2 protein-coding genes are annotated in these 21,736 nt (G+C 74.8%); both read right to left on the reverse strand.

Annotated elements, in window-relative coordinates; all coding sequences use genetic code 11:
- Window positions 1–2: 2 nt before the first annotated feature.
- Entirely contained in the window at window positions 3–16,634 is a 16,632-nt protein-coding gene (locus ACWZEH_RS00955) for a type I polyketide synthase (protein ID WP_456195040.1), read from the reverse strand.
- Window positions 16,635–16,914: 280 nt separating this feature from the next.
- Complete coding sequence (locus tag ACWZEH_RS00960) at window positions 16,915–21,735, reverse strand: beta-ketoacyl synthase N-terminal-like domain-containing protein (protein WP_456195041.1); 4,821 nt, start codon at window positions 21,733–21,735, stop codon at window positions 16,915–16,917.
- Between the last annotated feature and the right edge of the window lies 1 nt (window position 21,736).

Genomic DNA, 21,736 nt, shown 5'->3' on the forward strand with positions numbered 1-21,736 from the left:
TGTCAGGCGAGGCCGAGTTCGTTGTCGATCAGGTCGAACATCTCGTCGTCCGTGGTGGTGTCGAGGTCGGAGTCGTCGCGTTCGTCGCCGGAGGTCTCCGCGGTGGCGTCGAGCTTCCACTGGAGGGCCTGGAGGCGTTTGGCCAGGCGGGCCCGGTCCTGGTCGTCGAGTTCGGTGCCGTTCACGGCGGCCTCGAGGCCGGCCAGTTCGCCGAAGACGGGCCGGTCCGCGTCGCCGGTTCCGGTCGCGGTGCCGAGTTCGTCCCGCAGGTGGCTGACGAGGGCGGCCGGGTCGGGGTGATCGAAGATGAGGGTGGTGGGCAGGGTCAGGCCCGTCTCCGCGTTGAGGCGGTTGCGGAGTTCGACCGCGGTCAGCGACGACATGCCGAGGTCGAGGAAGCCGCGCCCGGAGTCCAGGGCCTCGGCGGAGGCGTGGCCGAGGACGGCGGCGACGTGGCCGAGGACCGTACGGTGCAGCAGGGCCTGCTGCTGGGGGCCGCTGAGCGCGGCGAGCCTGCGGCGGAGGTCCTGCGGTCCGCCCGTGGTCCCGGCATCGGCGGCGCGGCGGGGGGCCGGCCGGGCGAGGGACCGCAGCAGCGGAGGCACCCGGTCGGCGCGCAGGGCGCGCGGGTCGAGGCGTACGGGGACCAGGTGGGCGGTGTCCAGGGCGGTGGCCGCGTCGAGCAGGCCGAGGCCCTGGTCCGAGGTGAGGGGGCGGATCCCTGCGCGGTTCAGGCGGGCGAGATCGGCGCCGTCGAGGGTGCCGGTGAGGTCGCTGCGGTCCTCCCAGAAGCCCCAGGCGAGGGAGACGGCGGTGAGGCCACGGGCGCGCCGGTGCTGGGCGAGGGCGTCGAGGAAGGCGTTGGCGGCGGCGTAGTTGGCCTGGCCGGGGCCGCCCGCGAGGCCCGCGTAGGAGGAGAACAGCACGAAGGCGGAGAGCTTGGTGTCGCGGGTGAGTTCGTGCAGGTTCCACGCGGCGTCGGCCTTGGGCCGCAGGACGTGGTCGAGCCGTTCGGGGGTGAGGGTTTCGAGGAGACCGTCGTCGAGGACTCCGGCCGCGTGCACCACGGCGGTCAGGGGGTGTTCGTCGGGTACGGCGGCGAGGGTCGCGGAGAGCTGGTCGCGGTCGGCGGCGTCGCAGGCGACGACGGAGACCTCGGCGCCGAGGGCGGTCAGTTCGTCGCGCAGGGCGGCGGCGCCGGGGGCGTCGGGGCCGCGGCGGCCGGTGAGCAGCAGGTGGCGTACGCCGTGCCGGGTGACGAGGTGGCGGGCCACGAGGGCGCCGAGGACGCCGGTGCCTCCGGTGAGGAGCACGGTTCCGGCCGCGGTGTCGTCGCCCCACGGGGTGTGGTTCGCGGGTGTGGTGCTGTCGCGGGCGGTGCGGACCAGGCGGGGCACGGTGACGGTACCGGAACGTATGGCGAACTGGTGCTCGCCGCTGCGGTCGGCCGCGGCGACGGCGGCGATCAGGGCGGCGGCCGAAGGGTCCGCGTGATCCGCGGGGTCGTCGCCCGCGCTGTCGGTGGCCGGGTCGAGGTCGGCGAGGAGGAAGCGGCCGGGGTGTTCGGTCTGGGCGGAGCGCAGCAGGCCCCAGACGGGTGCGTCGGCGAGGGCCGGGACACTGTCGTCCGGGCCGGTGGCGAGGGCGCCTTCGGTCACCACGAGGAGCCGGGTGGCGGTGTGGCGCGGGTCGCTGAGCCAGGTGGTGGCCAGGTGCAGTGCCCGGTGGGCGGAGGTGTGGGCGGCGGTCGCGGTGTCCTGGGTGGTCGCGTCGGTGGGGCCGTTGTCGTGGGCGTGGGGGACGACGACCACGGTCGGCCGTTCGTTGTCTCCGCCGTCCAGGGCTGCGGTGAGGTCGTCGAGGGCGGGGTGGACGTGGACGGTGACGCCGGCGCTCTCGAGTGCGGTGGTGAGGCGACCGGGGCCGCCGATGACCGCCCAGGGGCCGGTGAGGTGCGCCGGGTCGGTGTCGTCGGTCCACGGCGTCCATTCGACGCGGTGCAGGGCGTCGGGACCCGTGGCGGCCGGGAGCCGGTCGGGGGTGGCCGGGCGGGTGGCGGCCGTGGCGGTGAGGACCGGGGCCCCGGTGCCGTCGTGGGCGTGGACCGTCCATGTGCCGCCGCCGTCGTCGGTGAGCCGCAGACGCAGCCGGGTGGCCCCGGTGGCGTACGTGGTGACGTCCTGCCAGCGGTACGGCAGTGCGGGCGCGGTGGCGTGCTCGGGGGTGGCGGCCAGGGCGAGGGCCGTCTGGAGCAGCGCCGGGTGGACGCGGAACCGGGTGGCGTCGGCGCCGGCGTCCTCGGGGAGTTCCACGTCGGCGAGGAGGTCGGTGCCGTGCTGCCACACCGCGCGCAGGGTGCGGAAGGGGGCGCCGGTGTCGAGGCCGCTGCCGTCGAGGCGGTCGTGGGCCCGGCCGGGGTCGGTGGGACGGGCGCCTGCGGGTGGCCAGGTGCCGGGGGCGGCCGGTGCCGGTGCCGGTGCCGGGTCGCCGGGTGTGAGGGTGCCGGTGGCGTTGCGGGTCCAGGGGACTTCGGTGCCGTCCGGGTCGGGGAAGCGGGAGTGGACGGTGAGCGTCCGGTGGGCCGTGGCCCCTTCGGAACCTTCGGTGCCTTCGAGTGCGGAGACGGTGATCTGGATGTCGACGCGGCCCCGGTCGGGGACGGTGATCGGGGTGTGTTCGTCGAGGACGGTGACGCCCGGGCAGCCGGTCTCGTCGCCGGACCGTACCGCCCAGTCGAGCAGGGCGGTGCCGGGGACGAGGGCGGTGCCGTGCACGCGGTGGGCGTCCAGCCAGGGCTGGGCTGCCAGCGACAGACCGCCGCTGAGGACGGCGCCGCCGTCGGCGAGCCGGACGACCGTGTCGAGGCCGGTCGGGTCTGCCTGGGCACCGGTCGCCTCCAGCCAGAACCGCTCGCGCTGGAAGGCGTAGGTGGGCAGGTCCACGGGGCGGCCGTGGGCGACGGCGGGCCGCCAGTCGACGGGGACTCCGGCGACGTGGGCGGCGGCCAGCGCGGTCAGCACCCGGTCGGCGCCGCCGTCGTCGCGGCGCAGGGAGCCGAGGGCGACCGCGTCGGCTCCGGCGGCGGTGACGGTGTCCTCGATGCCGACGGTGAGCACCGGGTGGGGGCTGCACTCGACGAACACGTCGTGGCCCTGGTCGAGGAGGGCGTGCAGGGACTCCTCCAGGCGGACGGTACCGCGCAGGTTGCGGTGCCAGTAGGGGGCGTCCAGGGCGGTGCCGGGCAGCCAGTCGGCGGTGACGGTGGAGAAGAACGGAATGTCGCCGTCGCGGGGTTCGATGCCGTCCAGGGCGGCGGGCAGGGTCTCGGCGAGCCGGTCGACGTGCGCGGAGTGGGAGGCGTAGTCGACGGGAATGCGGCGGGCGCGCACGCCCCGCTCCTCACAGGTGGTGAGGAGGGTGTCGAGGCCGTCGGTGTCGCCGGAGACCACCACGGAGGAAGGTCCGTTGACGGCGGCGACCGAGACGCCTGGCAGGTCGGCGACGAGGGCGGCGGCCTCGTCGTGCGGGGCGGTGACGGCCACCATGCCGCCGTGGCCGGAGAGTTCGCGGGCGATGGCGAGACTGCGCACGGCGACGATCCGCGCGGCGTCGTCGAGGGAGAGGGCACCGCTGACGGCGGCGGCGGCGATCTCGCCCTGGGAGTGGCCGAGAACCGCGGCGGGCTTGAGGCCGTGGGCGCGCCACACCTGGGCGAGCGCGACCATCACCGCCCACAGTGCGGGCTGGGCGACGTCGACCCGGTCCAGGCCGGGGGCGTCCTCGGTGCCGCGCAGTACGTCGGTGAGGGACCAGTCGACGTGCGGGGCGAGGGCGTCGGCGCACGCGGCGATCCGCTCGGCGAACACCGGGGAGGTGTCGAGGAGTTCGGCGCCCATGCCGGCCCATTGGGAGCCCTGTCCGGGGAAGACGAGGACGGCCCTGCGGTCGCGGCCGGCGCCCCGGCCGCCGCTGGTCACTGCGGGTGAGGGGGTGCCGTCGGCGAGGGCGGCGAGGCCGGTGCGGAAGTCGCCCGTGGTGGTGGCGACGACGACGGCGCGTCGCTCCAGGGCGGCCCGGCGGGTCACGAGGGACAGGGCGATGTCGGCGGGTGCGAGGCCGGGGTGCGCGTCGAGGTGGGCGAGCAGGGCGCGGGCCTGGCCGCGCAGGGCGGCGTCGCTGCGGGCGGAGAGGGTCCAGGGCAGCGGGCGGTCGGCAGGGACTTCCGGCGCGGCGTCGTCGTCGGTGTCCGCCTCGCCGACGGCCTCCGGCTCGGCCGGGGCCTGTTCGAGGATGACGTGGGCGTTGGTGCCGCTGATGCCGAAGGAGGACACGGCGGCCCGCAGGGGCCGGGGGGTGGCCGGTTCGGGCCACTCGGTGGCCTCGGCGAGGAGGCTGACGGCGCCGGCGGACCAGTCGACGTGCGGGGTGGGCGCGTCGACGTGCAGGCTCTTGGGCAGCAGGCCGTGCCGCAGGGCGAGGACCATCTTCATGACGCCGGCCACGCCCGCGGCGGCCTGGGTGTGGCCAAGGTTGGACTTGACGGAGCCGAGCAGCAGCGGCCGCTCGGGGTCGCGGTCCTGGCCGTAGGTGGCGAGGAGTGCCTGGGCCTCGATGGGGTCGCCGAGGCGGGTGCCGGTGCCGTGTGCCTCGACGGCGTCGACCTCGGCGGCGCCGACGCCGGCGTCGGCCAGGGCCTGGCGTATGACGCGCTGCTGGGCGGGTCCGTTGGGCGCGGTGAGACCGTTGGAGGCTCCGTCCTGGTTGACGGCGGAGCCGCGGACGACGGCGAGGACCTGGTGGCCGTTTCGGCGGGCGTCGGAGAGCCGCTCGACGAGGATCAGGCCGACGCCCTCGGAGAAGCCGGTGCCGTCGGCGGCGGCGGCGAACGGCTTGCAGCGGCCGTCGGCGGCCAGGCCCCGCTGGCGGGAGAAGTCGACGATGATCTCCGGCGAGGACATCACGGTCACGCCGCCGGCCAGGGCCATGGTGCACTCGCCGCGGCGCAGCGCCTGGAGCGCCATGTGCAGGGCGACGAGGGAGGAGGAACAGGCGGTGTCGACGGTGACGGCGGGACCCTCCAGGCCGAGGGTGTAGGCCACACGGCCGGAGACCACGCTGTTGGCGTTGCCGTTGTTGACGTAGCCGGCGACCTCGTCGGGGACGTGGGTGACGCGCTTGAGGTAGTCGCTGGAGGACAGGCCGGCGAAGACGCCGGTGCGGCTGCCGCGCACCGACCGGGGGTCGATGCCGGCGCGTTCGAACGTCTCCCAGGCGGTCTCCAGGAGCAGCCGCTGCTGCGGGTCCATGGCGAGGGCCTCACGCGGGGAGATGCCGAAGAAGTCGGCGTCGAAGTCGGCGGCGTCGTGCAGGAAGCCGCCTTCGCGGGTGCGGGAGGTGACCTGGTCGCCGGGCAGGGCGTCGTAGAGGCCGTCGAGGTCCCAGCCGCGGTCGCCGGGGAACTCGGCGATGGCGTCGGCGCCGTCGGCGAGGAGCCGCCACAGGTCCTCCGGGGAGCGCACCCCGCCGGGGAGGCGGCAGGCCATGCCGACGATCGCGAACGGCTCGTCTCCCCCGGCGGCTGCCGGAAGGGATGCCGGGGCGGCGGGCGCGGTGGCGGGGGCGCCGCCGGAGAGCTCGCCGTCGAGGTGGGCGGCGAGCTCGGCGAGGGTCGGGTGGTCGAAGACGAGGGTGGCGGGCAGCCGCAGCGCGGTGGCGGCGTTGAGCCGGTTGCGCAGTTCGACGGCGGTCAGCGAGTCGAAGCCGAGGTCGCGGAAGGCGCGGCCGGCGTGCAGCTGGTCGGGGTCGGTGTGGCCGAGGACGGCGGCCGCGTGGGTGGCGACGAGTTCGCGCAGGAGGATGAGCCGGTCGTCGGCGGACAGGCCGGCCAGGCGCAGCCGCAGTCCGTCGGTTCCGCCGGCGGCGCCCGCTTCGGCGGTGCGGCGGACCGGGCCCCGGTACAGGGCGCGCAGCAGGTGCGGGACCTCGCCGTCGCCCGCGCGCGGCCGGCCGGTGTCGAGGCGGACGGGGACCAGGTGCGGGCGCTGTTCGGCGAGCGCGGCGTCGAACAGGGCCATGCCGTCGGCCGCGGACAGCGGCAGGACGCCGGAGCGGCGGACGCGCGCGAGGTCGGTGTCGTCGAGGTGGCCGGTCATGGCGCTGGCGTCGGCCCACAGGCCCCAGGACAGGGAGGTGGTGGGCAGGCCGTCGGCGCGGCGGCGGTGGGCGAGGGCGTCGAGGTAGGTGTTGGCGGCGGCGTAGTTGGCCTGTCCGGCGTTGCCGAAGACGCCGGCGCCGGCGGAGAAGAACACCAGGTCCACGAGGTCGAGGTCGCGGGTGAGGCGGTGCAGGTGGCGGGCGGCGTCGGCCTTGGGGGCCAGGACGGTGCGCAGCCGGCCGGGGGTGAGGTGCTCGAGGGCGCCGTCGTCGAGGGCTCCGGCCGCGTGCACCACGGCGGTCAGGGGGTGTTCGTCGGGTACGGCGGCGAGGGTCGCGGAGAGCTGGTCGGCGTCGGCGGCGTCGCAGGCGACGACGGAGACCTCGGCGCCGAGGGCGGTCAGTTCGTCGCGCAGGGCGGCGGCGCCGGGGGCGCCGGGGCCGCGGCGGCCGGTGAGCAGCAGGTGGCGCATGCCGTGCCGGGTGACGAGGTGCCGGGCGAGGATGCCGCCGATGGTGCCGGTGCCGCCGGTGATCAGGACGGTGCCGTCGGGGTCCCAGGCGCGCGGCACGGTGAGGACGATCTTGCCGTAGTGCTTGGCCTGCGCCATGTGGCGGAAGGCGTCGCGGGCGTGGTGGACGTCCCAGGTGACGGTGGGCAGCGGACGCAGGGAGCCGTCGGCGAAGAGGCGTCCGAGGTCGGCGAACATCTCCTGGATGCGGTCCTCGCCGGCCTCGCGCAGTTCGTACGCCCGGTAGAGAGCGACGCCGGGGTGCTCGCGGGTGACCTCTTCGGGGTCACGGACGTCGGTCTTGCCCATTTCGACGAGGCGTCCGCCGGGGGCGAGCAGGCGCAGCGAGGCGTCGACGAAGTCACCGGCCAGCGAGTTCAGTACGACGTCCACACCGCGTCCGCCGCTGGTGTCACGGAACCGGTCCTCGAAACCGAGGGTGCGGGAGGAGGCCAGGTGGTCGTCGGCCCAGCCCTCGGCGCGCAGCAGGCGCCGCTTGTGGTCGCCCGCGGTGCCGTAGACCTCGGCGCCCCAGTGGCGGGCGAGCTGGGCGGCGGCCATGCCGACGCCACCGGCGGCGGCGTGTACGAGGACGGACTCGCCCGCGGTGAGGCCGGCGAGGTCGCGCAGGCCGTAGTAGGCGGTGAGGAAGGCGACGGGAACGGAGGCGGCCTGGGTGAAGGTCCAGCCGTCGGGCAGGGGGGCGACCATGCGGGCGTCGGCGACGGCGTGGGTGCCGAAGCCGCCGGTGACCAGGCCCATGACGCGGTCGCCGGGCGCGAAGCCGGTGACGCCGGATCCGGTGGCGGTGACGACGCCCGCGGCTTCGGCGCCGAGGAGCACGGCGGGGCCGGGGTACATGCCGAGGGTGTTGAGGACGTCGCGGAAGTTGAGTCCGGCGGCGCGTACCTCGATGAGGACGTGCCCGGGCGCGGGCTCGTCGGTGATGCCGGGGCAGGGCACCAGTTCCAGCTGGTCGACGGAGCCCTTCACCGGGATGTCGAGGCGCCAGGCGTCGGCGCCGTCGGGCGCGGCCAGGGTGTCGGCGGTGCGGGGGCGGGTCAGTCGGGGCGCGTGGGCGGCGCCCTGGCGCAGGGCGAGCTGCGGTTCGCCGGTGGCGAGCGCGGCGGGCAGGGCCTGCCAGGAGTCCTCGTGGACGTCGAGGTCGGCGAGGACGAGGCGGCCGGGGTGCTGGGACTGCGCGGAGCGCACCAGGCCCCAGACGGCGGCGCCGGGCAGGTCGTGCGCGGGGTCGCCGGGTCCGGTGGCGACGGCCCCCCGGGTGACCACGACGAGGGGGATGTCCGCGGTGCGGTCGTCGGCGAGCCAGTCGTTGACGGTGGTCAGGACCTCGCCGAGGACGGTGTCCGGGACGGCCGGGGTGTCGTCGCCGGGACGGACGGCGGCCGGCGCGTCCTCACCGGGTGCGGCCGTCGCGATCTGCCCTGCGAACAGCAGGACGGCGGCGGGGGGGCGGCCGGTGACGTCGTCGAGAGCGGTGAGGTCGGGGAGGGCGGGCAGCGGGGTGCCGTCGGGGGCGGTGACGGGGGTGTCCGGGGTGCCGAGCACGGCCCAGCCGGTCGCGTCGGCGGGGGTGGCGGCAGGCGTGAGGGGGGTCCAGTCGAGGTGGAACAGCCAGTCGCGGGCGGCCCGTGCGGACGGGTCGAGGCTCTCGGCGGCCACCTCGCGGACGGCCAGCGATTCGATGACGGCGACGGGCGCCCCGCTCGGGTCTGTCAGGTGGACGGTGACGGTGTCCTCGCCGGCCGGGGAGATCCGTACCCGCAGCGCGGTGGCGCCGGTGGCGTACAGGGACACACCGGACCAGGCGAAGGGGACGACGGTGCGGTCGTCGCCGCCGGGGGCGAGCCCGGCGGCGTGCAGGGCGGCGTCGAGCAGGGCGGGGTGGATGCCGAACCGGGCGGCGTCGCCGCGCACCTGCTCGGGCAGGAGGACCTCGGCGAACACGTCGTCGCCGCGCCGCCAGGTGGCGCGGACGCCCTGGAAGACGGGGCCGTACTCGTAGCCGCGGCCGGCGAGCAGGTCGTAGAAGCCGTCGGCGGCCAGGGCGGTGGCGCCGGGCGGCGGCCAGGCGGTGAAGTCCTCCGGCCGCTCCACGGCGGGGGCGCCCGGCTCGGCGAGGGTGCCCTGGGCGCGCAGGGTCCACAGGTCCTCGGTGTCGCCGTCGGGGCCGGTGGCCCGGGTGTGGACGGTGACGGGGCGGCGGCCGGAGTCGTCGGCGTCGCCGATGCCGATCTGGACCTGGACCTCGCCGCGCTCCTGGAGGACGACGGGGGCCTGGAGGGTCAGTTCGTCGACGCTGCCGACGCCGAGGACGTCACCGGCGCGGATGACGGACTCCACGAGTGCGGTGCCGGGGACGATGACGGTGCCGGAGACCGCGTGATCGGCGAGCCAGGGCTGGCTGCGCAGGGACCAGCGGGCGGTGGCGACGAGTCCGTCACCGCCGGCGAGTTCCACGGAGGCGCCGAGCAGCGGGTGGTCGGGCGATTCCAGTCCGGCGGAGGTGACGTCGCCGGAGGGGTCGGCGAAGCGGGGCCAGTAGTGCTGCCGTTGGAAGGGGTAGGTGGGGAGGTCGACGCGGCGCGGGCGGGTGCCGGCGTAGAAGGCGTCCCAGTCCACGTCCGCGCCGCACGCCCACGCCTCGCCCAGCGACAGCGTGAACCGCTCCCAACCACCCTCGTCACGCCGCAGCGTACCCACCACACCGGCCGGGACACCCGCGTCCTCGACCGTCTCGCGCACCCCGGTCGCCACCACCGGATGCGCACTCACCTCCACCAGCACCCGGAAACCGTCCGCCAGCAGCGCACGCGTCGCCGCCTCGAACCGAACCGTCCCGCGCAGGTTCCGGTACCAGTACCCCGCATCCAGCCCGGCCGTGTCGACCACCCCACCCGACACCGTCGAATAGAACGGCACCTCACACGAACGCGGCACCACCGGAGCCAGCACCTCGGCCAACTCCGCCTCGATACGCTCCACATGAACCGAATGCGACGCGTAGTCCACCGCCACCCGACGCGCCCGCACCCCCCGCGCCTCACACACCACCAACAACTCGTCCAACGCGTCCGCGTCACCCGACACCACCACCGACGACGGCCCGTTCACCGCCGCCACCGACACCCGCCCCTCCCACCGGCCCACCAACTCCCCCACCACCGACACACCACACGCCACCGACACCATGCCGCCCAGACCCGACAACGCGCGCAACGCCCGCGAACGCAACGCCACCACCAGCGCCGCATCCTCCAACGACAACCCACCCGCCACACACGCCGCCGCGATCTCACCCTGCGAATGCCCCACCACCGCAGCCGGCTCCACCCCGCACGACCGCCACACCTCCGCCAACGACACCATCACCGCCCAAAGAACGGGCTGCACCACATCCACCCGCTCCAACGACGCCGCACCCTCCACACCCCGCACCACATCCAGCAACGACCACTCGACATGAGGCGACAGGGCAGCCGCACACTGCGCCATACGGGCGGCGAACACCGGCGACGTGTCCAGGAACTCGGTCGCCATACCGGCCCACTGCGAACCCTGGCCCGGGAACACGAACACGACGCCCGGTCCGGTCTCGGCGACGCCGTCCACGATGCGGGCGGACGGCTCGTCGGCGGCAAGTGCGTCGAGACCGGCGAGGAGGTCGTCGAGGTCGCTGCCGACGACCACCGCGCGGTGCTCCATCGCGATCCGCGTCGACACCAGCGAGTGCGCCACATCCAGCGCACCCGCACCGGAGCCGGTGTCCGCGCCGCGCACGGACACCGCCAGCCGCGCCGCCTGCTCCCGCACCGCCCCACGCGACTTCGCCGACACCACCCACGGCAACCACGCCGGAACCCGGGCCGCTTCGGTGAGTACGCCGTCCGTCTCCGCGGCCGGGTCTTCCGCCCCGTCGGCGGGCTCGGGTTCCGGGGCCTGCTCGAGGATGAGGTGGCCGTTGGTGCCGCTGATGCCGAAGGAGGAGATGCCCGCGCGGCGGGGGTGGCCGGCGTCCGGCCAGGGGGTGGCCTCGGTGACCAGGCGGACGGCACCGCTGGACCAGTCGACGACCGAGGTGGGGTCGGTGATGTGCAGGCTCTTGGGCACCATGCCGTGCCGCATCGCGAGCACCATCTTCATCATGCCGCCGACTCCCGCGGCGGCCTGGGTGTGGCCGATGTTCGACTTCAGCGAGCCGAGCAGCAGCGGCCGCTCCGCCGGACGGTCCTGACCGTAGGTGGCGAGGATGGCCTGGGCCTCGATCGGGTCGCCGAGCGGGGTACCGGTGCCGTGCGCCTCGACCACGTCGACCTCGGCGGCGGACAGTCCGGCGTTGGCGAGGGCCTGACGGATGACGCGCTGCTGGGAGGGTCCGTTGGGGGCGGTGAGCCCGTTGGAGGCGCCGTCCTGGTTGAGGGCGGAGCCGCGCACCACGGCGAGGACGGGGTGGCCGTTGCGGCGGGCGTCGGACAGCCGCTCCAGCAGGACGAGGCCGACGCCCTCGGCGAAGCCCATGCCGTCGGCGCCCTCGGCGAACGCCTTGCAGCGGCCGTCGCGGGCGAGGCCCCGCTGCCGGGAGAACTCCACGTAGGGCTCGGGGGTGGACATGACGGTGACGCCGCCGGCCAGGGCCATGGTGCACTCGCCGGTGCGCAGCGACTGCAGGGCCAGGTGCAGGGCGACCATCGAGGACGAACAACCGGTGTCCATGGTGACGGCGGGGCCCTCGAAGCCGTATGTGTAGGACAGACGGCCGGAGGCGATGCTGGAGGCGTTGCCCGTCATGAGGTGACCGGCCAGCTGCTCCTGGGCGGCGGCCCCGCCGAGGCGGACCTGGTAGTCGGTGTTGATGGTGCCGACGAAGACTCCGGTGGCGGTGGAGCGCAGGGTCTCCGGGTCGATGCCGGCGCGTTCAAACGTCTCCCAGGAGGTCTCCAGCAGCAGGCGCTGCTGCGGGTCCATGGCGAGGGCCTCGCGCGGGGAGATCCCGAAGAACGCCGGGTCGAATCCGGCGACGTCCTGGATGAAGCCGCCCTCACGGCTGTAGGTGGTGCCCTGCCGTTCGGAGTCGGGGTCGTACATCGAGTCGAGGTCCCAGCCGCGGTCGGCGGGCGGGGTGGACACCGCGTCGACCTCGGCGGCCATGAGGTCCCACAGTTCCTCGGGGGTGGTGACCCCGCCGGGGAAGCGGCAGGCCATGGCGACCACGGCCATCGGCTCGTCGGTGACACCGGCCGCGACGACCACGGGTGCGGCGGCGGGCCGCTGTTCGCCGAGCAGCCGGCCCTTCAGGTGGCCGACGACGGCGACGGTGTTGGGGTGGTCGAACAGGAGCGTCGTGGGCAGCTTGACGTCGGTGGCGGCGGTGATGCGGTTGCGGACCTCGACGGCGGTGAGCGAGTCGAAGCCCAGGTCCTTGAAGGCGCGGTGCACGTCGACCGCCTCGGGCGAGGCGTGGCGCAGGGCGGTGGCGACCTCGGCGCGGACCAGGTCGGTGAGCAGGCGGTCCTGTTCGGCGGGGGTGAGGCCGCGCAGCCGGTCGCGCAGGGCGTGAGTGTCGGGGGCGGCGGCCTTCGCGGCCTCCAGGGCGCGGCGGACCTCGGGCAGGTCGCCGATGAGAGGGCTGGGCCGGGCCGCGGTCAGGACGCCGGCGTACGACGGCCAGTCGACGTCGACGACGGTGACGTGCGAGGCACCTTCGGTGACGGCGGCGCGCAGCGCGGCGACGGCGGTGTCGGGCGCCATCGGGGTGAGTCCGTCGTGGCGCATCCGGTCGGTGAGGACGTCGGCGGTGGCCATGCCGGCGTCCGCCCAGGGGCCCCAGGCGACGGAGGCGACGGGCAGGCCGGCGGCGCGGCGCTGCTCGGCGACGGCGTCGAGATAGGCGTTCGCGGCGGCGTAGTTGGCCTGCCCGGCGTTGCCGAGGACGCCGACGATGGAGGAGAACAGCACGAACATCGACAGGTCGTGGTCGCGGGTGAGTTCGTGGAGGTTGGCGGTGCCGAGGGTCTTGGGGCGCAGGACGGCGTCGAACCGGTCGAGGGTGAGGGCGTCGAGGACGCCGTCGTCGAGGACGCCCGCGGTGTGGACGACGCCGGTGAGCGGCAGGTCGGCGGGGAGGGAGTCGAGGAGACCGGCGAGCTGGTCGCGGTCGGCGACGTCGCAGTCGGCGACGGTGACGCGGGCGCCGTGCGCGGTGAGTTCGGCGGTGAGTTCGGCGACACCGGGGGCGTCGGAGCCGCGACGGCTGGTGAGGACCAGGTGGCGGGTGCCGGCAGCGGCCAGGGAGCGGGCGACGTGGGCGCCGAGGGCGCCCGTGCCGCCGGTGATCAGGACGGTGTCGTGCGGGGCCCAGCCGCCGGCGGGGTCGGCGTCGCCGACGGGCTCGGGCAGCGGCATCCGGGCGAGCCTGCGGGCGTACGAGCCGGAGGCGCGTACGGCGAGCTGGTCCTCGGGGCCGCCGAGCAGGCCGGGCAGACGGTCGAGGGCGCGCGGGTCGGGGGTGTGCGGCAGGTCGACGAGTCCGCCCCAGGTGTCGGGGAGTTCGAAGGCTACGGCACGGCCGAAGCCCCAGGTCTGGGCCTGGACCGGTGAGGTCAGCGGGTCCCGGCTGTCGACCGAGACGGCGCCGCGGGTCAGCGCCCACAGACGGGTCGCGGTGCCCGCGAGGACGTGCGTCAGGTCCTTGACGGCGGCGAGGCCGCGCGGTACGGCGGGGTGATCGGGGCGGGGCCGCTCGTCGAGGGCGAGCAGCGACAGTACTCCGGCGGGGGTCCCGCCGTCGGGGGTGGTGAGCAGGGCGGTGAGGGCGGCGGTGTCCTCGTCGCCGGTCAGGTCGTGGCGTTCGACGCACATTCCGCGGGCGGTGAGGGCGGTGAGGAGGGCATCGACCCAGGGGTCGTCGGCGTGCCCGGCCGGGACCAGGGCGGGCCAGCGGCCGTCGGGGACGGGGCCGGCGGCGCCGGTCAGCGGAGTCCAGTGGACGCGGTGGCGCCAGGTGTCGAGAGTGCTGCGCAGGGTGCGGCGGCGGCGCCAGGAGGCCAGTGCGGGCAGGAGGTTGCTGAAGGCCTCGGTGTCGTCGCCGGTGATGTCGAGGACGGTGGACAGACGGGTGACGTCGCCACTCTCGACGGCCGACCAGAACTCGCCGTCGGCGGGGTCGGTGCCGGTCGGCCGGTCGCTCTCGTCGGAGGTGAGCCAGTACCACTCGCGTTGGAAGGGGTAGGTGGGGAGGTCGACGCGGCGCGGGCGGGTGCCGGCGTAGAAGGCGTCCCAGTCCACGTCCGCGCCGCACGCCCACGCCTCGCCCAGCGACAGCGTGAACCGCTCCCAACCACCCTCGTCACGCCGCAGCGTACCCACCACACCGGCCGGGACACCCGCGTCCTCGACCGTCTCGCGCACCCCGGTCGCCACCACCGGATGCGCACTCACCTCCACCAGCACCCGGAAACCGTCCGCCAGCAGCGCACGCGTCGCCGCCTCGAACCGAACCGTCCCGCGCAGGTTCCGGTACCAGTACCCCGCATCCAGCCCGGCCGTGTCGACCACCCCACCCGACACCGTCGAATAGAACGGCACCTCACACGAACGCGGCACCACCGGAGCCAGCACCTCGGCCAACTCCGCCTCGATACGCTCCACATGAACCGAATGCGACGCGTAGTCCACCGCCACCCGACGCGCCCGCACCCCCCGCGCCTCACACACCACCAACAACTCGTCCAACGCGTCCGCGTCACCCGACACCACCACCGACGACGGCCCGTTCACCGCCGCCACCGACACCCGCCCCTCCCACCGGCCCACCAACTCCCCCACCACCGACACACCACACGCCACCGACACCATGCCGCCCAGACCCGACAACGCGCGCAACGCCCGCGAACGCAACGCCACCACCAGCGCCGCATCCTCCAACGACAACCCACCCGCCACACACGCCGCCGCGATCTCACCCTGCGAATGCCCCACCACCGCAGCCGGCTCCACCCCGCACGACCGCCACACCTCCGCCAACGACACCATCACCGCCCAAAGAACGGGCTGCACCACATCCACCCGCTCCAACGACGCCGCACCCTCCACACCCCGCACCACATCCAGCAACGACCACTCGACATGAGGCGACAGGGCAGCCGCACACTGCGCCATACGGGCGGCGAACACCGGCGACGTGTCCAGGAACTCGGTCGCCATACCGGCCCACTGCGAACCCTGGCCCGGGAACACGAACACGACGCCGCCACCTTCGGCCGCGGTGCCCTCGACGAGCCCCGGGGCGGGCTGCCCGGCGGCGAGCGCGTCCAGCCCGGCGAGCAGTCCGTCGGGTCCACCACCGACGACGACCGCACGGTGCTCCATCGCGACCCGGGTCGACACCAGCGAGTGCGCCACATCCAACGCACCCGCACCCGCACCACGCACGAACGCCGCCAGCCGCGCCGCCTGCTCCCGTACCGCCCCACGCGACTTCGCCGACACCACCCACGGCAACCACGCCGGAACCTCGGTCCCGGACGCGGGCTCGGTGTCGGTGTCGGTTCCGGGGGCCGGGACTGCGGGGGCCTGCTCCAACACGAGGTGGGCGTTGGTGCCGCTGACACCGAAGGAGGACACCGCGGCGCGGCGGGGCCGGCCGGTCTCCGGCCAGGCGGTGTGTTCGGTGAGCAGGTCGACGGCGCCGTCGCCCCAGTCGGCGTGCGGGGTGGGCGCGTCGATGTGGAGGCTCTTGGGCAGCGTGCCGTGCCGCATGGCCTGCACCATCTTGATGACGCCGCCGACACCGGACGCGGCCTGGGTGTGGCCGATGTTCGACTTCAGCGAGCCGAGCAGCAGCGGCCGGCCGGCCGGCCGGTCCTGACCGTAGGTGGCCAGGAGGGCCTGCGCCTCGATCGGGTCGCCCAGGGTCGTGCCGGTGCCGTGCGCCTCGACCACGTCGACCTCGGCGGCGGACAGTCCGGAATCGATGAGGGCCTGGCGGATCAGGCGCTGCTGGGAGGGTCCGTTGGGGGCGGTGAGCCCGTTGGAGGCGCCGTCCTGGTTGACGGCGGAGCCGCGGATGACGGCGAGCACGGGGTGGCCGTTGCGGCGGGCGTCGGAGAGCCGCTCCAGGAGGACCATGCCGACGCCCTCGGACCAGGCGGTGCCGTCGGCGGCCTCGGCGAACGCCTTGCAGCGGCCGTCGGCGGCCAGGCCGCGCTGCCGGGAGAACTCGGTGAACATCTTCGGCGTCGACATGACGGTGGCGCCGCCGGCCAGGGCGAGGGAGCACTCCCCCTGGCGCAGGGAGCGCACGGCCAGGTGGAGGGCGACCAGGGAGGAGGAACAGGCGGTGTCGACGGTGACGGCGGGGCCCTCGAAGCCGTACGTGTAGGACAGGCGGCCGGAGGCGACGGCGACCGTGTTGCCGGTCAGGAGGTGTCCGGCGACCTCCTCCTGGCGGCCGTGGGAGGCGCTGTCGTAGTCGCCGTGCCCGGTGCCGACGAAGACGCCGGTGGGGCTGCCGGTGAGGGAATCGGGAAGGATCCCGGCACGTTCCAGGGCTTCCCAGGAGGTTTCCAGCAGCAGGCGCTGCTGCGGGTCCATGGCCAGGGCCTCGCGCGGGGAGATCCCGAAGAACGCCGGGTCGAACTCGCCGGCCTCGTGCAGGAAGCCGCCCTCGCGGGCGTAGGTGGTGCCGTGGTGGGCGGGGTCGGGGTGGAACAGGCGGTCGAGATCCCAGCCGCGGTTGCCGGGGAAGGCGGAGATGGCGTCCACGCCGTCCCGGGCCAGCTCCCACAGTTCCTCGGGCGAGCGGGCGCCGCCGGGGTAGCGGCAGGCCATGGCGACGACGGCGACGGGCTCGCGGTCCCGGTTCTCGGCCTCGCTGAGCTGCTGCCGGGCCTCCTGGAGGTCGGCGATCGCCCGCTTGAGGTACGCGCGGAGCTTGTCCTCGTTCGACATCAGGTGCCCACCTCTCACTCAGATTCCGGAAAACGCGGAGAGCGGCGGTTTCCGGATTCCACGCCCCGACCCTGTTCGGAAACCCGCGGTGCGCGCAGGGCGCGCCCGGTGGCTTTCCGGTCCGGGTCGTAGGCCCGACCCGGTCCGGTGGTCAGTCTGGCCGTCCCGGACTGCGGGTTTCCCTAGAGCCTGGGGAGAAAGGCGGGGCCGGACGCGGTGGTGGGTACCACGCGCGCCCGGCCCGGGGTGGAGAACTGGTGGATTCCCTCGTCGTCGTGGGTTATTGGGCGGCGACCGCCGATTCCTCCAGGGCGGTCAGCCATTCCTCCATGAGGGCGGCGGCCTTCGCGGAGTCCTCACGGATCAGGGAGAGGTGGTCGGCGTCGACCGGCCGTACGGTGGCCGACGGCACCAGGGGCTCGTGCAGGCTGTCGGGGTCCGGTGCCGGTACGCCCTCGATGAGGGCACGGATGCACTTGATCTCCAGTACGGGCGCGGTGGTGGGGTGCACGTCGAGCGCGTTGAGCAGCACCATCCAGCGGCCCATCGCGGACAGCCTGGAGTTGGTGAGCCGTACGGGAGAGTCGTCGACCGCGGTGAAGTTGAACCGCATCATGCCCGAGAAGTCCATGCCCTCGTCGTTCTTGTGCTGGATGCTCAGGGTGTCCAGCAGGACGACGGCGGCGGGACGGATGCCCCAGGTGCTCTCCAGGACGCCGGCCGCGGCGTACGCGAGGGAGCCGCCGGAGGAGTGGCCGACGAGGACGAACGGTTCGCCGTCGGCGGCCTGCAGGGCGCTCTCGGCGATCACCCGGGCGGCGGCTTCGGGGCCGGCGGGCAGTGCCTCACCGGTGGCGAAGCCGACCAGCGGCAGCGCGGCCACGTCGCGGCTGCCCCGGAAGTGCGCGGAGAGCTGGGCGTACTGGTGGACGCCGCCGTTGGCGGTGGGCGCGCTGACGCAGACCAGCCGCGACGGGGCCGGGCCCTCGGCGAGCGTCACCGGCCAGGGCAGGTCCTCCAGTTCGGCGGTCGCCTCGAAGGTGGGTCGCAGGGCGGCGACGGTGGCCAGCATGCGCTGCGCCTCCCGGGTCTTGCCCCGGGCGATGCCGTCGAGGAACAGCCGCTCCATCGAGTCGTTCTCGACGGGACTCCCGGGCGCCCCGCCGCCCCGGGGGCCGGTGCCGCCGCCCTGCGCGCCCAGTTCGGTGAGCAGCCAGGAGGTCAGTCCGTTCGGGGAGCCGCTGTCGTAGACGATGCTGGCGGGCAGTTGCAGCCCGGTGGCCTCGCTGAGCCTGCGGCGCAGCTCGATGCTGATGAGGGAGTCGAAGCCGAGCTCCAGGAAGTCGCGTTCGGGGTCGACCTCGGAGGTGTCGGGGTGGCCGAGGAGTTCCGCGGCGCAGGTGACGACCAGGTCGTGCAGGGCCTGTTCCTGTTCGGCGGCGCCGAGGGTGGTCAGCCGGTCGCGGAAGGACGCCGTGCCGGCGGCGCGGACCGGCACGGTGGAGACGGCCGCGGCCGGACGGGGCGCACGCGTCGCCGGCGCGGCGGACCGGCCGGCGGCGGGCCCGAGCAGCCGGGCGGCGGACGACGGGCGCAGGGCCAGCGCCTCGACCGACAGTACGGGCCGGCCGGCGGGGTCGGTGGCCGCGATGGACACGGTGTCCTCCCCTGCCTTCGCCAGACGGGCGCGCAGCCGGGCCGCGCCGGACGCGTGCAGGGACACCCCGGACCAGGAGAACGGCAGCAGGCCCTGGTCGGCGTCCTTCAGTTCCACGAACTCCACGGCCTGCAGTGCGGCGGTGAGCAGGGCCGGGTGCAGGGCGAACAGCTCGGCGTCGTCCGTGCCGCCGGGCAGCTCCAGTTCGGCGAAGACCTCCTCGCCCCGGGCCCAGGCGGCGCGCAGTCCCTGGAAGAGGGGACCGTACTCGGTGCGCTCGTAGAAGCCGGTCAGGTCGAGGGGCTCGGCGCCCCGCGGCGGCCACTGGGCGGCGTCGAACTCGACCTGTCGCTCGTCGGGCACGAGGACACCGGTGGCGTGCTGGGTCCACGGCTCGTCGGGGGCGTCGGCGGACCGGGAGTGGATGCCGAGTTCCCGGCCGCCGGACCCGTCGGGGGCACCGACCCGCACCTGGAGCGCGACGTCCCTGGCGTCGAGCACCAGCGGTGTGGTGAGGGTGAGTTCCTGAACCCGGCCGCAGCCCACCTGGTCGCCGGCGCGTACGGCCAGTTCGAGGAAACCGGTCGCGGGGAAGAGGGCCATGCCGCCCATGGTGTGGTCGGTGAGCCAGGGGTGGGTGCGCAGGGACACCCGCCCGGTGAGCAGGACGCCGCTGGAGCCGGCCAGCGCCACCGCCGCGCCGAGCAGCGGGTGCTCGGCGGGGGTGAGCCCGGCGCCGGCGACGTCCGCCGCGAAGGCGAGGGGCCGGGGCCAGTAGGCGCGGTGCTGCCAGGCGTAGGTGGGAACGTCGGTGCGGCGGGCGCCGGTTCCCTCGAACCAGGCGGCCCAGTCGACGCGGACGCCCGCGACGTGCAGTTCGGCCAGCCCGGTGAGCAGCGCGGTCTGCTCGTCGCGCCGGGCACGCAGGGCGGGCGCCGCCACGATGTCCGCGTCGTCCCCGAGGGTCTGCCGTGTCAGGGCGGTGAGGACCGCGCCGGGGCCGATCTCCAAGAAGGCGTCCGCTCCCCCGTCGGCCAGTGCCCGTACGCCGTCGGCGAAGCGGACGGTGCCGCGGACGTGGCGCACCCAGTAGTCGGCGGAGCACAGCAGGGCGGGGTCGGCGACCTCGCCGGTGACATTGGAGACGACGGGGATGGCCGGCTCGGCGTAGGTGAGTCCCTCCGCGACCTCGCGGAAGGCGTCGAGCATCGGGGCCATCAGCGGCGAGTGGAAGGCGTGGCTGACCGGCAGTCGCCGGGTCTTGCGGCCCTTCGCGGCGAGCTCCTCCGCCAGCGCGACGACTTCGGACTCGACGCCCGCGATCACCACCGCGTCCGGACCGTTCACCGCCGCCAGGGCGATGTCCTCGGTCAGGTGAGGAGTGATCTCCTCCTCGGTGGCCTGTACGGCGATCATGGCGCCGCCGGCCGGGAGGTCCTGCATCAGCCGGGCGCGGGCGGCGACCAGCGTGCAGGCGTCGTCCAGGGACAGGACACCGGCGATGTGCGCGGCCGTGATCTCGCCGACGGAGTGCCCGGCCACGAACTCCGGCCGCACTCCCCACGACTCGACGAGCCGGTACAGCGCCACCTCGAGAGCGAACAGCGCCGGCTGGGTGTACCCGGTGGTGTGGAGCAGTTCCGCCTCGGGCGTGCCCTCCTGCGCGAACAGCACCTCCCGCAGCGGGCGCGCCGACTCCGCGTCCAGCCGCGCCAGTACGGCGTCCAGGGCCTCGGCGAACACCGGGAAGGCGGCGTACAGTTCACGCCCCGTCCCGGCCCGTTGTGAACCCTGGCCCGAGAACAGGACGGCCGGCGAGCGCTGCGCCGCACGACCACGCGCGACCTCGACCGGGTGTTCGCCCGCCGCGCCCGCGAGGAGCACCGCCCGGTGCTCGAACACCGACCGCCCCGACGCCAGCGAGAAGCCCACATCCAGTGCGGTGGCGTCGGTCAGGGCCGACACGTTCGCGAGCTGTGCGTCCAGGGCGCCCTTCGTCTTGGCGGCGACCGGCCACGGCACGACCTTCGGGTGGGCCGTCGGGGTGGCGGGCTGCTCCGGTTCCCCGGGTTCGGGGGCCTGCTCGACGACGAGGTGGGCGTTGGTGCCGCTGATACCGAAGGAGGACACGGCGGCGCGGCGGGGCCGGCCGGTCTCCGGCCAGGGGGTGCGTTCGGTGAGCAGGCGGACGTTGCCCGCCGTCCAGTCGACGTGGGTGGACGGTGCGTCGACGTGGAGGGTCCTGGGCAGGACGCCGTGGCGGATGGCGAGGACGGTCTTGATGACTCCGGCGACTCCGGCGGCGGCCTGGGAGTGGCCGATGTTGGACTTCACCGAGCCGAGCAGCAGGGGCCGGTCGTCCGGGCGGTCCTGGCCGTAGGCGGCCAGCAGCGCCTGCGCCTCGATCGGGTCGCCCAGCGGAGTGCCGGTGCCGTGCGCCTCGACGGCGTCCACGTCGGAGGGTGAGAGTCCGGCGCCGACGAGGGCCTGGCGGATGACGCGCTGCTGGGAGGGGCCGTTGGGCGCGGTGAGGCCGTTGGAGGCGCCGTCCTGGTTGACGGCGGAGCCGCGCACGACGGCCAGGACGCGGTGGCCGTTGCGGCGGGCGTCGGACAGCCGTTCCAGGACGAGGACGCCGGCGCCCTCGGACCAGCCGGTGCCGTCGGCGGAGTCGGCGAACGCCTTGCAGCGGCCGCTGGTGGAGATGCCGCCCTGGCGGGTGAAGCCGGAGAAGCCCATGGGAGTGGACATGACGGTGACGCCGCCCGCCAGGGCGAGGCCGCACTCCCCCTGGCGCAGGGACTGGGCGGCCAGGTGGATGGCGACCAGTGAGGAGGAGCAGGCGGTGTCCACGGTGACCGCCGGGCCGGCGAGGTCGAAGGCGTAGGCGACGCGGCCGGAGACGACGCTCGCGGTCAGGCCGGTGGTGGCGTGGCCCTCCGCGTCCTCGCGGGAGTTCATCACGACGCCCACGTAGTCGACGCCGGCGGTGCCGACGAAGACGCCGGTGCGGGAACCGCGCAGGGACACCGGGTCCAGGCCGGCACGTTCCACCGCTTCCCAGGTGGTCTCCAGCAGGAGCCGCTGCTGGGGGTCCATGGCGACCGCCTCGCGCGGCGAGATGCCGAAGAACGCGGCGTCGAAGGCGGCGGCGTCGACGAAGCCGCCTTCGGCGGCGGCGCTGCTGCCGGCCCCGTCGCCGCCCAGGGCGTCGAGGTCCCAGCCGCGGTCGGCGGGGAACGGGGCTATGCCGTCGCGGCCCTCGTCCAGCAGCCGCCAGAAGTCCTCCGGGGAGGCGACCTCGCCGGGCAGCCGGCAGGCCATGCCCACGATGGCGATCGGCTCGTGCCGGCTCGCCTCGGACTCCTCCAGCCGTCGACGGGTCTTGTGGAGGTCGGCCGTGACCCACTTGAGGTAGTCGACGAGCTTCTTGTCATCGGGCATG

The organism is Streptomyces yamdrokensis, assembly GCF_053890455.1.